Here is a 14299-nt window from a genome sequence, read left to right on the forward strand (position 1 = left end):
GCCGTCGGGCGCAGCGAAGCCTGACCGGAAGCCCCGCGCAAGCGGGGCTTTCGTCTTTCCGGGGAAGGCGAAAGGCGCGCGGCTTGTCCACCCTGACCGTGGACGGCCGTTGTCGCAAGCCCCGGGGACCGCTTTCCGGGTAACCAGCGGGGCTTGCGCGGGTAGTTGCATGGGAATCACTTGAACAATGCGAATCATTCGCATCTAATATCCGGTCTGTCGACCGAGAGCGCTTCAGCGCCCCAATCAGCTCCCGTGAATCGGGCCGGCCGTGCTGGCCAGACCGACGAACGCCACCTCCTTCTTCCCGATCCGGACTCTCAATGCACCCTACGCGACCGTCCATCCCGCGGCCCGCCTCCGCTCCGTCTTCCCCTGCCCGCGGCCGCCTGCACGCCGCGATCGCGCTGGCCCTGGCCTGCCTGTCCGGCACCGCCCTTTCCGCGCCGCAGGACGCTTCGGCCGATGCCCAGGCCACCGGCGACGCCACCGCCTCCGAACTGGACACGGTCCTCGTCGTCGCCCAGCGCGCCAGCCGCGTCAGCAACGGCGCCCTCAACCTGGACCTGGCGATCCGGGACACCCCGCAATCGATCAGCGTGGTGACCGACGAGCAGATGCGGCAGTTCGGCGCCGCCAGCGTCAACGACGCACTGCGCCTGGCCACCGGCGTGCGCGTCGACGAATGGGAAACCAACCGCACCAGCTATAGCGCGCGCGGCTTCGACATCCTCAACACCCAGATCGACGGCGTCGGCATGCCCAACAGCTGGGGGATCGCGACCGGCGCGATGGACACCTCGGGCTACGAGAAGGTGGAAGTGATCCGCGGCGCCAACGGCCTGCTCACCGGCGTCGGCAACGCCGCCGGCACCATCAACTACGTGCGCAAGCGCCCGACCAACGAGCGCCAGGGTTCGTTCGGCCTGAGCTACGGCTCGTGGAGCACCCTGCGCGCCGAAGCCGACTACTCGACCCCGTTCACCGAAGACGGCACCTGGGCCGGTCGCATCGTCGCCGCGCACGAGGACGGCGAGTCCTGGCTGCAGGCGAACGAGAACAGCCGCAACTACGTCTATGGCGTGGTCGACGGCCAGGTCGGCGAGAACGGCACCCTGGCGTTCGGCTATTCGTACCAGCGGGCCAAGTCCGACGGCATCATGTGGGGCGCGCTGGCCTTCATGAACAGCGACGGCACCCAGTCGAAATGGCCGACCAGCGCCACCACCACCCAGGACTGGACCTACTGGAACACCACCGACCAGACCGCCTTCGCCGAATACGCCCACCAGCTCGGCGCGGACTGGCAGCTGAAGGTCTCGTACAACTACCGCCGCGCCGAAGGCGACGAGCGCATGTTCTACGCCTACCTGCCGGATCCTGACTTCGAAGGCACCTCGATCGCGCTCGACCCGCTGACCGGCCTGGGCCTGGTCGGCTATCCGTGGGGCGGCAACGACGAGTCGACCGCGCACCTGGGCGCGGTCACCCTCGACGGCCATTTCCAGCTGTTCGGCCGCGACCAGCAGGTGGTGCTGGGCGCCAGCCTCTCGCGCGCCGAGGGCGACAACTGGGAACGCAGCGCCGAATTCCCCCACCCCGGCTGGGGCGAGCTGCCGCCGTTCCCGTACCCGACCGACGCGATCCCCGAGCCGGCCTGGAACGACCCGGCGCAGTATTCCGAGCTCAACCAGCACCTGCGCCGCTTGTTCGGCACCGTGCGCCTGGCGCTCGGCGATCGCCTCAACGCCATCGTCGGCGCCAACCATGCCCGCTACCGCCGCGAAGGCTGGTCGTATGCACTGAGCTTCGACCAGACCACCAGCCACACCAGCCCCTACGCCGGCCTGACTTTCGACTTCAGCGACCGCGTCCTCGGCTACGTCAGCTATTCGGACATCTACCAGCCGCAGGACCAGGTGGACGAGAACGACCGCTACCTCGACGCCAGCAAGGGCGTGAACTACGAGGTCGGGATCAAGGCCGACTGGCTGGACAAGCGCCTGCTGACCACGCTGGCCGTGTTCAAGGCCGACCAGGACGGACTGGCCACGCCCACCGGCCGTTACAACGAGTTCGGTTCGTCGATCTACGTGCCCATGGACGTGCGCTCCAGGGGCGTCGAGTTCGAGGCCGTCGGCAAGCTCGGCGACCACCTCGACCTGGTGTTCGGCTACACGGCGCTGAAGCTCGATGGCCTGAACGGCGAAGACACCTATTCCTGGGTGCCGCGCCGCAGCGCCAACCTGCTGCTCAGCGGCCGCCTGGCCGGCTACAACGCGCTGTCCTGGGGCGTCGGCGGGCGCTGGCAGGGCGACATCTTCAACGTGGAATCCAGCGGTTTCCCCGTGCGCCAGGACAGCTATGCGGTGGTCAACGGCTTCGTGGCCTGGGACTTCCTGCCCGACGCGACCCTGCGCCTGAACGTCAACAACCTCGGCGACGAGAAGTACATCAACACCCTGCGCTACAGCGGCTACTACGGCGCCCCGCGCAACTACACCCTGAGCGCCAGCTGGCGCTTCTGACGAGGGATATCCTTGGCAATCCCCGACAGCCTGCCCCAAGGTCGTCGTCCCCGCGAAGGCGGGGATGACGGCGATTGTTGAGTTCCCCTTGATCCACATCGACACAGCAGACGCCATGTCACAGGCCTCCACCACCTTCGCCCCATCCCACCGCGCCCCGCGCCTGCATCTGGTCGCGCGCGTGACCGCCGCCGTGCTCGGCGGCTACGCCTTCGCCTGGGGCCTCATCGCCACCGGCGCCAGCCTGATGTTCGCGGCCGGCATGGGTTTCCACGACGCCGAGTTCCTCGCCAGCCTGCTCGGCGTGCTGGCCTTCCTCGTCGCGTTCCTGTGGGCCATCGCCGCGCGGCGGCTGTGGCTGGTGTGGACGGTGCTGCTCGGCGGCGGCGCGCTGCTCGCGGTCACCGGTTCGCTGGTGCAGTCGGCGCTGGTCTGAGGAGGATGCAGATGTTCCAGAGCTTCCGGCAGGCGATGGCCTGGCTGCACACCTGGTTCGGACTGGTGCTGGGCTTCGTGCTCATGGCCGCGTTCTTCTTCGGCGCGCTGTCGGTGTTCGACCGCGAGATCGACCGCTGGTCGATCCCGGCCACGCGCTTCGAGCCGCAGCCGATGCCTTCGTTCGAGCAGGTACTGCGCCCGGTGTTCGAGCGCATGCAGCCGTTGCCGGCGGACGTGCAGGCGCTGCGGGCGCGCCTGGACACGCCGGTGCCCGACCGCTTCGACACCGTCAACTACTGGAGCGCCTACACCACCCACCGCGACCCAGTGCTGGGCGTGTACGCCGGCTTCGCCGTCCCGGGCGCGAAGGACCCGGACGAGGCGATCTACGCCGATCGCACCATCGACCCGCGCAGCGGCGTGGAGCTGCCCGACGACCGGCTCAAGGTCGGCAGCGGCTTCTTCTACCCGATGCACTACGGGCTGACGCTGGACTGGAAGAACCTCGGCATCTACATCGTCGGCTTCTCGGCGCTGGTGATGCTGGCCGCGCTGGTCAGCGGCGTGGTGATGCACCGCAAGCTCTTCCGCGAATTCTTCACCTTCCGCCCGGGCAAGGCGCGCCTGCGCAGCACGCTCGACCTGCACAACCTCACCGGCGTGGTCGCGCTGCCGTTCCACTTCTTCTTCGCCTTCACCGGCCTGCTGATCTTCGCCGCCACCTACTACTTCCCGCTGGGCCACACCCAGCTGCATGACCTGCACGATCTCGGCGCGCAAATCGAAGCGCGCGCGACCGGCCTGCCGCACGAACGCGCCGGCGTGCCCGCGGGGCTGGCGAACGTGGACGCGATGGTCGCCGATGCGCAGCGGCGCTGGGCCGAAGACGACAAGGCCGGCGACGTCGGCTTCCTGGTATTGCAGCACGTGGGCGACGCCAACGGCTACGTCAGCGTCTACCGCGCCGGCACCGACCGCATCGCCCTGGTCGGCGACGCCATCCACTACAAGGCCTCGACCGGCGAACTGATCCGCGAGGATCCGGCCGCGACGCCGGTCGCGCGCGTCGCCGAGTTCCTCACCGGCCTGCACCTGCAGCACTTCCGCCACTGGCTGCTGCGCTGGCTGTACGTGCTGGGCGGGCTCGCGGGCGCGGTGTGCATCGCGACAGGCTTCATCTTCTTCGTCGAGAAGCGCAAGCGCCAGCACGCGAAGCAGGGCAGCCAGGGCGCGCGCGTGGTCGATGCGCTGGCGGTGGCCTCGGTCACCGGCATGGTGCTGGCGGCGTTGGGCATCCTCGTCGCCAACCGCCTGCTGCCCGACGACCTGCCGGCGCGCGGCGACTGGGAACGCTACGCGTTCTGGGGCACCTGGGTGCTGGCGCTGCTGCACGCCGCTTGGCGCAGCGCACCGGTGGCACGGGGCCTGCCGAATCCGGCGTGGCGCGAACAGTGCCGTGCGATCGCCGTGATGGCGCTGGCTGCCGTGCTGCTCAACTGGATCACCACCGGCGACCATCTGCTGCGCACGCTGTCCGCCGGCTACTGGCCGGTCGCCGGCTTCGACCTTTCGCTGCTGGTGACCGCCGCAATTGCCTTCGTCGCCGCGCGCAGGCTCGGCCGACGTGCCGTCGCCACCGAAGCCTACGCCACCGGCCCGGAGGCGCGGCATGCCTGAGCACGCTTCCGCGGCCTGGCTGCTGCTGGCCGCCGTGGCGAGCGCCTTCGCCGGCATGGGCTGGCTGGCGCTGTCGATGCCGATGCATGCACAGCAGGCCTGGAACCGCGCGCCCGCACCCGCGGCGCTGCGCGTGCTGCGCTGGCTCGGCGCCATCGCCATCGCCGCCGCGCTGTTCCTGTGCCTGCGCGTGGACCACGCCACGATGGCGGTGCTGGTGTGGGTGATGGCGCTGAGCGGCGCCGCGCTGATGGTGGCGTTCGTGCTGTCTTCGCGGCCGTACTGGCTGCGTGTGCTGGCGCCGTGGGTGCGGGGGGCGGGGGGCGGGTAAAACCCTTCTCGGCCCAGTCGGCAGGCCCCGTGCTGGCAGCAAAGCGCGTCGGCGCCTACGTTCCCTGGTGCGCGGAGAGGATATCCCTCACTCCGCGATCCGTCGCGTACACATAGCAGCCTTTCAGGCCACGAGTCATGAGTGTCTTGTAGGTGTTGCGGATGATCCTGTCCACGCGGGCGTGGAGCGAGGGATCGGCCTTGGCGCCTGATCGATATCCCCGGATCGACCGGTCGTGCCGGGAACGCTTCGACGGATCGGTGGTCAGGACGCCGTCGTTGGCGACAAGGTCGGGGCCGATGATCACGCCCACGTAGTCCAGTTCCAGCCCTTGGCAGGTGTGGATGCAGCCAACCTGTTCGACGGAGCCGTTGGCGACGATCCAGAGGCTGCCGTCCCTGTCGAGATTCCACTGCGCCCGGTAGTCGAACGCGGGAATGACGATGTCGCAGGCACCCGGATCGCGCTTGCTCTTCCAGTCCCAGCAGTAGCCGGCGACGACGCGCGACTTGTTGTTGTGCAGGTTCCTTTCGCGGATCAGCTCGTGCAGTTCGACCGGTGAATCCATGACCCGGAAGTCGAATGCGCCGCGGTCGAAGTCGGCATTGGCGGTTTCGCGGATGCCCAGCAGGTTGTCGAGCCATGCCACGTAGCCGTCCGAGCCCGCGCAGCGGAACTGCGATGCGAGCTCCAGCGTGGTGATCTCCGCGCCGGCGGCATTGGCCCACTGGACCAGTTCCGCGCTGCGGCCGATGTCGGCCAGGGTGACGATCTGGTCGTCGTCGACGAAGAAGATCGTGCACTTGGCGCTGCGGACCAGTTCCATGACCTGGTTCTGCCCAAGATTGCCGTAGAGGCCGCTCTTCTCGTTGAGGCGGTGGGCTTCGTCGACCACCAGCGTGTCGAACACGTCCGGCTCGGACTCGTGGAAGACGCCGGAACCCGAGAACAGGTTGCCGATCTCGACACGGCGGACATGGCCGGCCAGTTTCCGGGCATAGACGGCGCGCGGCGCCGCGTTCTTCGAAACGTACTTCGTCACGAGGCCACGCTTGGTCAGTTCAACCAGCAGGTTGACCGCCACCACGGATTTCCCGGTGCCGGGGCCTCCCTTCACGATGACGACTTGCTTCCGTCGCGGAGTCGCTTGCGCCGCTCGCGCCAGGCAGGTTTCGTAGGCGACCTTCTGGTCGTCCACCAGCACGAACTCGCGGTTGCCCTTCAGCATCCTTGCGAGGCTGTCGGCCAACATCTTCGAAGGCCGGATGCGGCCGCTCTCGATCCGGTACAGCAGTTCTCCCTTGTCGCCCTTCCTGACGTGCCGCTTGATGAACTCCCGCAGGCGGTCGAGTTCGTCGGCGCCATGCAGGAACAGTGGGGCCTTGGAAAGATAGTTCGCGTAATGGGCGTCCCGGATGACGCCGTCGTCGCGGTAGTTGTGTAGATAGGCGCAGGGATGCAGGGCGGTGCCCGACTCGTGGATCGCCTCGTTGAAGCCGCTCAGCAGGGCCGCATATGACCATGCCTGGTAGCTGGGGTGCGGGCCTTCCCGGTCGAAGCCGCCGCCGCGGTTTGCGATGATCAGTCCGTCCTTCTCGCTGATTCGGGACGAGGACCACTGCTTCAGTTCGACGATGATCGCGTTCGGCGTGTCGTCGCCGGACAGGCCGGACAGGATGAAGTCGATGCGCTTGGCGCTCTGGGGAATGCCGTATTCGATGGCAACCCCCGTATCGTCCGGGATGCCTCTGTCGCGCAACACGCGGGCCATCTCCGACAGCGATGCCTTCCACGACCTGAACTCGCCCTGCGAGGCATAGCGCTTGGTCTTCTGGACGTAGGCGGCCGCCACCACGTCCTCGATGTCGCGGTTGTCCGCATCTTCCAGGAACGTCGATTTGGTGCCCTGGTAGATGATCAAGTCAGGTCTCCCCTCCCATCCACATCAGAGGTCCGTGTACTTCGTGGTCACGCCTCGCGATCGATCGACCGGATATTTCCGGCCGTTCTCCTCGATCTTGGCCGTGGACGCCGCGAGCAGGTCCACCTGCAGGGAATCCGCGAGCTGGACAAGGTACAGGAAAACGTCGGCGAGCTCGGTCGACACGGCGGCGCGCTTCTCGTCGGAGATCTGGCGGCTTTGCTCGTCCGTCAGCCACTGGAAATGTTCCAGGACTTCGGCCGCCTCGATGGACAGGGAGGCGGCGAGGTTCCTGGGGCTATGGAACTGGCTCCAATCCCGCGCGGACGCGAATTCCCTCAACTTTTCCTGCAGCGCCTCGATGTCGCGGCTCACGTGCGTATCCCATGGGCGGGGCCTGTCATCTGCGCCCGAGTATAGGAGCAACGAACTGGCGGAATGGAAGACCCGCTTTCATTCGGCAATGCGTCCGTTGTCGGGTGCGGAGCATCCGTGGCAAGGGGCAGGGCGGGCCTGCGAGTCCTGATGTTTCGCATGCAAGGCGCCTCTCGCTGCACTGGACATGACGGTTGGCGAAGGGTTTCAACAGACTGCAGTGCAATGCTCACACGCTTTGGTCCCGGGTTCCGCGACAATGCCCCGCTTCCCGCCGATCTCCCCCCTGCCTTGCGACCACAACGCCTGCTCCCCCTCATCATCGCCACCGCCCTGTTCATCGAGAACATGGACTCGACGGCGATCTCCACCTCGCTGCCGCAGATCGCGGCCGACCTCGGCGTCGAGCCCATCGCGCTGAAGCTGGCGCTCACCACCTACATGCTGGCGCTGGCGGTGTTCATCCCGGTCAGCGGCTGGGTGGCGGATCGCTTCGGGGCGCGGCGCGTGTTCGTGGGGGCGATCGCGGTGTTCCTGGTCGGGTCGCTGGGCTGCGCGGCCAGCGACGGGCTGGGGCAGCTGGTGGCGGGGCGCTTCGTGCAGGGCATGGGCGGGGCGATGATGGTGCCGGTGGGGCGGCTGGTGCTGTTGCGCAGCGTGGAGAAGTCCGAGCTGGTGCGGGCGCTGAGCTGGCTGACCATCCCGGCGATGCTGGGGCCGATGCTCGGGCCGGTGCTGGGCGGGGCGATCACCACCTATGCGCACTGGCGCTTCATCTTCCTGATCAACCTGCCGATGGGCGCGCTGGGGATGTGGCTGGCGTGGCGGCACGTCCCGGAGCTGCGCCAGGCGGTGGGGCCGCTGGACGTGCGCGGTTTCCTGCTGTCCGCCGGGGGGCTGGCGCTGGCGATGTTCGGGCTCTCGGCGATCGGTCGCGGGCTGGTGCCGGGGGCGGCGCTCGCGGCCTGCATGCTGGTCGGCGCGGGGCTGATCGCGGCCTATGTGCGGCATGCGCGCGTGCATCCGCATCCGCTGCTGCGGCTGGACCTGCTGCGCATCCCGACCTATCGCGCCGGCGTGCTGGGCGGGTCGCTGTTCCGCGTCGGCATCGGCGCCACGCCCTTCCTGCTGCCGCTGATGCTGCAGCTGGGCTTCGGCCTGAACCCGCTCGAGTCGGGCCTGGTGACCTTCACGTCCACGGCCGGCGCGATGGTGATGAAGGCGGTGGCGCCGCGCATCCTGCATCGCTTCGGCTTCCGCCCGGTGCTGGTGTGGAACGGGCTGGCGGCGTCGCTGCTGCTGTGCGGGTTCGGGCTGTTCCGCGCGGACACGCCGTATCCGCTGATGGTGGGCGTGTTGCTGGCCAGCGGTTTCCTGCGCTCGCTGCAGTTCACCAGCATCAACGCCATCGCCTATGCCGACGTCGACCAGGCGCGCATGAGCCAGGCCAGCAGCCTGGCGGCGATGGCGCAGCAGCTGGCGCTGGCGCTGGGCGTGACCATCGGCGGCTTCGCGCTGAGCCTGGCCGGTGCGCTGACCGGTCGACCGGACGATGCGCCGATCAACTTCACGTTCGCGTTCATGACCGTCGGTTTGATCTCGATGGTGTCGGTGCTGCAGATGCGCAGGCTGGCGCCCGATGCCGGCGCGGAGATGGCCGGGCACGCGCAGGCGGGGCGCGAGGTGGCCGAGCCGAAGGCCGAGACGCGGCCGCAGGCGTGATACCCGCTTGCGTTCCGTGAGATGGAAACTCCGTAGGTCGGGGCTGCGCTCCCGACGCGCGGCGGTTCGGTGCGTGCGCTCGGGCATGATGGGCTGATGACCGCGCCCGCGCTGCCATTGCCCGATTTCACCCGCGCCGATATCGCCCGCAGGGCGTGGCCGATCATCGTGGCCAATGCCTCGGTGCCGCTGCTGGGGCTGGTGGACACCGCGGTCATCGGCCACTACGGCACGACGGCGGACCTGGGCGCGCTGGCACTGGGCGCGCTGCTGTTCAATGTCATCTACTGGAGCTTCGGCTTCCTGCGCATGGCGACCACGGGCTTCGTGGCGCAGGCCGACGGGGCGGGCGACGAGCCGGAGGTCCGCGCCGCGCTGGCGCGTTCGATGCTCATGGGGCTGGGGCTCGGCGCCGGGCTGTGGCTGCTGCAGTGGCCGCTGGTGGTCGCGTACTTCGCGGCGATGGACGCGAGCGCCGCGGTGGAGTCCACCGGGACGGCCTATTTCCAGGCGCGCATCTGGGGCGCGCCGGCGGCGCTGGCGCTGTATGCGCTGTGCGGTGCGCTGATCGGGCTGGGGCGCAGCCGCACGCTGCTGCTGGTGCAGCTGCTGCTCAACGGGCTCAATGCGGGACTCGACGTGTACTTCGCCGGCGTGCTCGACATGGGCGCGCGCGGGATCGGGCTGGGCACGGCGATCGCCGAATGGACGACGTGCGCGGTCGCGGCGTGGCTGCTGTGGCGGACGCTGCGCGCGCGCCATGCCGACGCCGAGGCCTTCCTGCCGTGGGCGCGGATCCGCGACCGCGCGCGCCTGCGCCGCACGATGTCGGCCAACGGCGACATCATGCTGCGCACGCTGTGCCTGCTGGGCGGCTTCGGCTGGTTCGCCAGCCAGGGCGCGCGCTTCGGCGACGTCACCCTGGCGGCGAACCACATCCTGCTGCAGCTGGTGTCGTTCAGCGCGTTCTTCCTCGACGGCTTCGCCTTCGTGGCCGAGGCGCTGGTGGGCGGCGCGACGGGTGCGCGCGATCGCGCCCGGTTCCGGCGCGTGGTGCGGCTGTCGAGCGAACTGGCGCTGGCGACCGCGGCGGTGCTGGCGGTTGGCATCTGGCTGCTGGGCGGCGCGATGGTGGGGCTGCTGACCTCGCTGGAGGAGGTCTCGTCGGCGGCGCGGACGTACCTGCCGTGGACGGCGCTCTACGTGCTGCTGTCGGTCGGCGCGTTCCAGCTCGACGGCGTGTTCATCGGCGCCACCCGCACGCGCGAGATGCGCAATGCCGGGGTGGCCTCGCTGCTCGTGTTCCTGCTGTGCGCCTGGCCCGCGGCGGCGCTGTGGGGCAACCACGGGCTATGGGCGGCGTTCGTGGTGTTCGTGGTGGCGCGTGCGCTGGCGCTGCTGCCGTATTACCGCGTGCTGGATCGCGGGCTTGCGTCCGGTGCGTGATTGCGCCGGGTCATGCGGCATGGATGGGGCGTGCAGATGCCCCTGGTCTACGTACGCCGGTAGCCGCTGCCGGCTTCCTGCACCTTGCCGCGGGAACGGATGGCGATGCGCGGGCGCAGCCAGTCGGCGAACTCGGCTTCGCTGGTCGAGCCTTCGGCCAGGCCGAGGTACTGTGGATACAGCTCGTGGTCTTCGGCCTCCAGCGTGCCGCCGTTGAGCACGATGAAGACTTCGCAGGCGACCGCAGACGTGCGCTTGTTGCCGTCGACGAACGGATGGTTGCGCGCGAGGCCGAAGGCGAGGCTGGCGGCGAGGTCGGCAAGATCCGGGGGCGGGTCGCCGTAGGCGTGCAACTGCTGCGGGCGGGCGAGGGCGGAGTCGAGCATGCCCTCGTCGCGCACGCCGCTGCCGCCGCCGTGCTCGGCGAGCTGGCGGTCGTGGATGGCCAGCGCCAGCGCCCTGTCGATCCAGACGATCATGCGGCGTGGCTACTGCGCCAGCTTGTTGAGCAGGGTGCGACGCTTGCGCATGACCTGCTCGGCCACGTCCATCTGCGCGGCCAGGGTCGGGTCGAATGCGGTCAGGCGGATGCCGTCGGGCGTCTCCAGCGCGTACAGCTCGTCGCCCTTGCCCAGGCGCAGGCGGGCGAGCAATTCCTTGGGCAGGATGACGCCGGCGGAATTGCCGATGGTGGTGATCTTGAGCTTCATGGTGGTCTCGGCCCCGATGTTATAACGAAGGTTATATTGCGCCCCGGCCCGGCCGCTGTCCAGTCTCGCGCCCTGCGCCCGGAAGGTGTACAAATGTACACCCATGAGCCCCGCCGACATCCTCCCGCCGCAGCGCGCCGCCGTCCTCGACTTCCTGCGCCGGGAGCTGGCGGCCGGGCGCGCGCCGAGCCTGGCGGAGGTCGCCGGGGCCTTCGGCTTCGCCTCGCGCAACGCGGCGTACAAGCACGTGCAGGCGCTGGTGGCCGACGGCCTGCTGGAGCTGGCGCCGGGGCGCAAGCGCGGCCTGCGCCTGCCTGGACGGCCCGACCAGCTGCCGCTGCCGGTGCTGGGGCAGGTGGCGGCGGGCCAGCCGATCGGCGCCGACATCGGCAGCGACGAACTGCTGCTGCTCGACCGTGCGCTGTTTTCCGACCGGCCCGACTACCTGCTGAAGGTGAAGGGCAATTCGATGCGCGACGACGGCATCTTCGACGGCGACCTGGTCGCGGTGAAGCGCGCCAGCGAGGCGCGCAACGGCCAGGTGGTGGTGGCGCGCATCGACGGCGAGATCACGATCAAGCGCCTCGAACGCTCGAAGACGCGCATCCGCCTGCTGCCGCGCAATCCCGAGCACGCGCCGATCGAGCTGCGCGCGGGACAGGATTTCGCGATCGAAGGCGTGTACTGCGGCCTGGTGCGGCGGGGCTGACGTGGCCGCAACGGTCGCCCTCGAACAACTGCTGGCCGCGCGCACGCTGTGGCACGCCGGACGCCGCGCCGCGATCGCGCCCGATGGCGAATCCACCGGCTTCGAGGCGCTGGATGCGCTGCTGCCGCAACGCGGCTGGCCGCGGCGCGCGCTGACCGAACTGCTGCTGCCGGTCGACGGCGTCGGCGAACTGTCGCTGCTGCTGCCGACGCTGGCGCGGCTGACCCGGGCCGGCGGCACGGTGGCCGTGGTCGCGCCGCCATGCGTGCCGTATGCGCCGGCGTGGCAGGACGCGGGCGTGGAGCTGTCGCAGCTGCAGGTGATCGATGCTTCGCCGCGCGATGCGCTGTGGGCGTTCGAGCAGTGCCTGCGCAGCGGCGCGTGCGCGGCGGTGCTGGGCTGGCCGGTGAAGGCGGATGCGCAGGCGCTGCGCCGGCTGCAGGTGGCGGCCGACAGCGGCGAATGCCTCGGTTTCGCATTGCGTGATCGGAAACATGCGGCAAATCCGTCGCCGGCGGCGCTGCGGCTGGAGGCGGTGGGGGATGCGGCGCAAGGGATCGTCTGGCGGGTACGGAAGTGTCGCGGCGGGTCGGTGCCGATGCGCGGCTTCGTTGCGCGGGTTTCGGAGGCGGCTTCGGATGGAGGCGGCCCCGAATGGTCAAGGCCGATGGCGGAACGGTTCCTTCCCCTGCTTGCGGGGGGTGAAGAGGGCCGTTTGCGGGCCATTGGCCCGCGGCCCGATGAACGCCCGAAGGCTGTGCCTGAGGGCCGGGCAGGTTGGGATGGGGGCGCTCTTCGCGCTGAGGCAACACTACTTCGACTGCCCCCCACCCCAACCCTCCCCCGCAAGCGGGGGAGGGAGCGGAATCCTGCTTTGCTCCTTCCCCCGCCTGCGGGGGAAGGTCGGGATGGGGGTGCTCTTCGCGCTGAAGCAACACCGCTCCACCCCATCCTTCCCCTCGACACGCCAGCCGGCCGTGCCTGACGCCCATGCTCTGGGCCTGCGTACTGCTGCCGCAGCTGGCGCTGGATGCCGTCCTCCGGCGCCTGCCTGATCCCGACGCGCCGCTGGCCCTGGTCGGTGGATCCGCGCAGCTGCGCACGCTGCATGCGGTGAACGCCGCCGCTGCGCATGCGGGCCTGCGCGCCGGCATGCGCCTGACCGCCGCGCACGCGCTGCTGCGCGATTTCGCGATGGTCGAATACGATGCGCAGGCCGAAGCGCGCTGCCAGCGTTTCCTCGCCGCATGGGCCTACCGGCACAGTTCGCTGGTCAGCGCGCAGTGGCCGGGCTGCATCGTGCTGGAGGTGCGCGCGAGTTTCCGGTTGCTCGGCCCGTGGCCACGGATCGAGGCGCGCCTGCGCGAAGAACTGGCCGCGCTCGGCTTCAGCCACCGCATCGCGCTGGCGCCCACGCCGCGCGCCGCGCACGTGTTCGCCGGACTGCAGGACGGACTGGCATTGCCGCAGCCCGGCGCGATGGCGGACAGGCTCGACCGCGTACCCGTGCGCCACGCGCGCCTGCCCGACGACGCTGGCGAGCGCCTGCAGCGCATGGGCATCCGCGACCTGCGCACGCTGCGCGGCCTGCCGCGCGACGCCCTGCGCCGGCGCTTCGGCCTGCCGCTGCTCGAACACCTCGACCGTCTCTACGGCCATGCCGACGATCCGCTGGCGTACTACGCGCCGCCGGACCATTTCGATGCGCGCGTGGAACTCGGCTACGAGGTCGAGAGCCACATGGCGCTGCTGTTTCCGCTGCGGCGCCTGATCGGCGACCTGTGCACCTGCCTGTCGATCCGCGACGGCGGCGTGCAGCGCTTCGTGCTGCGGCTGGAGCACGACGCCGGCCACAGCGACGTGGACGTCGGCCTGCTGGCGCCGGAGCGCGAACCGGCGATGCTGTTCGAGCTGACCCGCAGCCGGCTCGAACGCGTGCAACTCGACAGGCCGGTCGTCGGCGTGCGCCTGCTCGCGCGCGAGCTGCCGCCGTTCGTGCCGGCTTCGCGCGACCTGTTCGACGTGCGCAGCCGGCAGCAGCTGCCGTGGCCGCAGCTGCGCGAGCGCCTGCGCGCGCGGCTGGGGGACGAAGCGGTGTACCGCGTGGCCCCGTGCGGCGATCCGCGGCCGGAGCGTGCCTGGCATCGCGTCGGGAGCGACGACGCGCGCATCGGCGAGGCGCCGCCGCGTCCGTCGCGCCCGGCGTGGCTGCTGCCGCAGCCGGTGCCGCTGCGCGATCCGCATCCGCGCATCGTCTCCGGCCCGGAGCGCCTGGAAAGCGGCTGGTGGGACGGCGGGGATGCGCGCCGCGACTACTACGTGCTGGAAACCGCGCAGGGGCAGCGCGCCTGGGCCTTCGCGCCACCGGGCGAGCAGGGCGGCTGGATGCTGCATGGGTGGTTTGCGTGAGCCTGCGTCGTTCGAGCGGGCGTTGTCATTTCG

Annotated in this window: 12 protein-coding genes and 1 pseudogene; 9 read left to right on the forward strand and 4 right to left on the reverse strand. The window is 69.8% G+C overall.

Features of this window, described 5'->3' with window-relative positions:
* Nucleotides 1–323 precede the first annotated feature (323 nt).
* From FQY83_RS08105 to FQY83_RS08120, 4 genes are all read left to right on the forward strand, one after another.
* Nucleotides 324–2528, forward strand: a complete 2205-nt coding sequence (locus tag FQY83_RS08105) for a TonB-dependent siderophore receptor (RefSeq protein WP_146386907.1) — start codon at nt 324–326, stop codon at nt 2526–2528.
* 115 nt (nt 2529–2643) lie between these two features.
* Nucleotides 2644–2964: an iron uptake protein gene (locus tag FQY83_RS08110; RefSeq protein WP_146386909.1), complete on the forward strand. Its 321-nt coding sequence runs from the start codon at nt 2644–2646 to the stop codon at nt 2962–2964.
* Between the two features lie 11 nt (nt 2965–2975).
* A complete protein-coding gene (locus FQY83_RS08115) occupies nt 2976–4643 on the forward strand; it encodes a PepSY-associated TM helix domain-containing protein (protein WP_146386911.1) in 1668 nt (555 codons plus the stop codon).
* Nucleotides 4636–4974: a DUF3325 domain-containing protein gene (locus FQY83_RS08120; RefSeq protein WP_146386913.1), complete on the forward strand. Its 339-nt coding sequence runs from the start codon at nt 4636–4638 to the stop codon at nt 4972–4974. The genes FQY83_RS08115 and FQY83_RS08120 overlap by 8 nt, the downstream gene beginning before the upstream one ends.
* A gap of 55 nt (nt 4975–5029) precedes the next feature.
* Here the strand turns inward: FQY83_RS08120 and FQY83_RS08125 are convergent, their stop codons facing one another.
* The gene (locus FQY83_RS08125; RefSeq protein ID WP_146386915.1) at nt 5030–6895 is read right to left on the reverse strand and encodes a DUF2075 domain-containing protein; all 1866 of its coding nucleotides are present in this window, start codon (nt 6893–6895) and stop codon (nt 5030–5032) included.
* A 24-nt stretch (nt 6896–6919) separates the two neighbouring features.
* The gene (locus FQY83_RS08130; RefSeq protein ID WP_146386917.1) at nt 6920–7270 is read right to left on the reverse strand and encodes a nucleotide pyrophosphohydrolase; all 351 of its coding nucleotides are present in this window, start codon (nt 7268–7270) and stop codon (nt 6920–6922) included.
* Nucleotides 7271–7561: 291 nt separating this feature from the next.
* On the opposite strand from FQY83_RS08130, the gene FQY83_RS08135 reads away from it, so the two are divergent.
* Both FQY83_RS08135 and FQY83_RS08140 read left to right on the forward strand, forming a co-directional pair.
* Nucleotides 7562–8992 carry an MFS transporter gene (locus FQY83_RS08135; protein ID WP_146386919.1) on the forward strand — a complete coding sequence of 477 codons (1431 nt, stop codon included), beginning with the start codon at nt 7562–7564 and terminating at the stop codon, nt 8990–8992.
* A 96-nt stretch (nt 8993–9088) separates the two neighbouring features.
* Nucleotides 9089–10438 carry an MATE family efflux transporter gene (locus FQY83_RS08140; RefSeq protein ID WP_146386921.1) on the forward strand — a complete coding sequence of 450 codons (1350 nt, stop codon included), beginning with the start codon at nt 9089–9091 and terminating at the stop codon, nt 10436–10438.
* 47 nt (nt 10439–10485) lie between these two features.
* Here the strand turns inward: FQY83_RS08140 and FQY83_RS08145 are convergent, their stop codons facing one another.
* Together FQY83_RS08145 and FQY83_RS08150 are read right to left on the reverse strand one after the other, a co-directional pair.
* Nucleotides 10486–10917, reverse strand: a complete 432-nt coding sequence (locus FQY83_RS08145) for a type II toxin-antitoxin system death-on-curing family toxin (RefSeq protein WP_146386923.1) — start codon at nt 10915–10917, stop codon at nt 10486–10488.
* A gap of 9 nt (nt 10918–10926) precedes the next feature.
* Nucleotides 10927–11148: an AbrB/MazE/SpoVT family DNA-binding domain-containing protein gene (locus FQY83_RS08150; protein ID WP_146386925.1), complete on the reverse strand. Its 222-nt coding sequence runs from the start codon at nt 11146–11148 to the stop codon at nt 10927–10929.
* Between the two features lie 103 nt (nt 11149–11251).
* Between FQY83_RS08150 and lexA the strand changes: the two genes are divergently transcribed.
* The 3 genes and pseudogenes from lexA to FQY83_RS08165 all read left to right on the forward strand — a co-directional run bounded on the left by lexA (nt 11252) and on the right by FQY83_RS08165 (nt 14266).
* Nucleotides 11252–11857: a transcriptional repressor LexA gene (gene lexA / locus FQY83_RS08155; protein ID WP_146386927.1), complete on the forward strand. Its 606-nt coding sequence runs from the start codon at nt 11252–11254 to the stop codon at nt 11855–11857.
* A gap of 1 nt (nt 11858) precedes the next feature.
* A pseudogene (gene imuA / locus FQY83_RS17770) lies at nt 11859–12455 on the forward strand (translesion DNA synthesis-associated protein ImuA); the annotation flags it as partial.
* Between the two features lie 392 nt (nt 12456–12847).
* Nucleotides 12848–14266 carry a Y-family DNA polymerase gene (locus FQY83_RS08165; RefSeq protein ID WP_146386931.1) on the forward strand — a complete coding sequence of 473 codons (1419 nt, stop codon included), beginning with the start codon at nt 12848–12850 and terminating at the stop codon, nt 14264–14266.
* Nucleotides 14267–14299: the final 33 nt, after the last annotated feature.

This window comes from Luteimonas marina, assembly GCF_007859325.1.
Lineage (GTDB): Bacteria > Pseudomonadota > Gammaproteobacteria > Xanthomonadales > Xanthomonadaceae > Luteimonas > Luteimonas marina.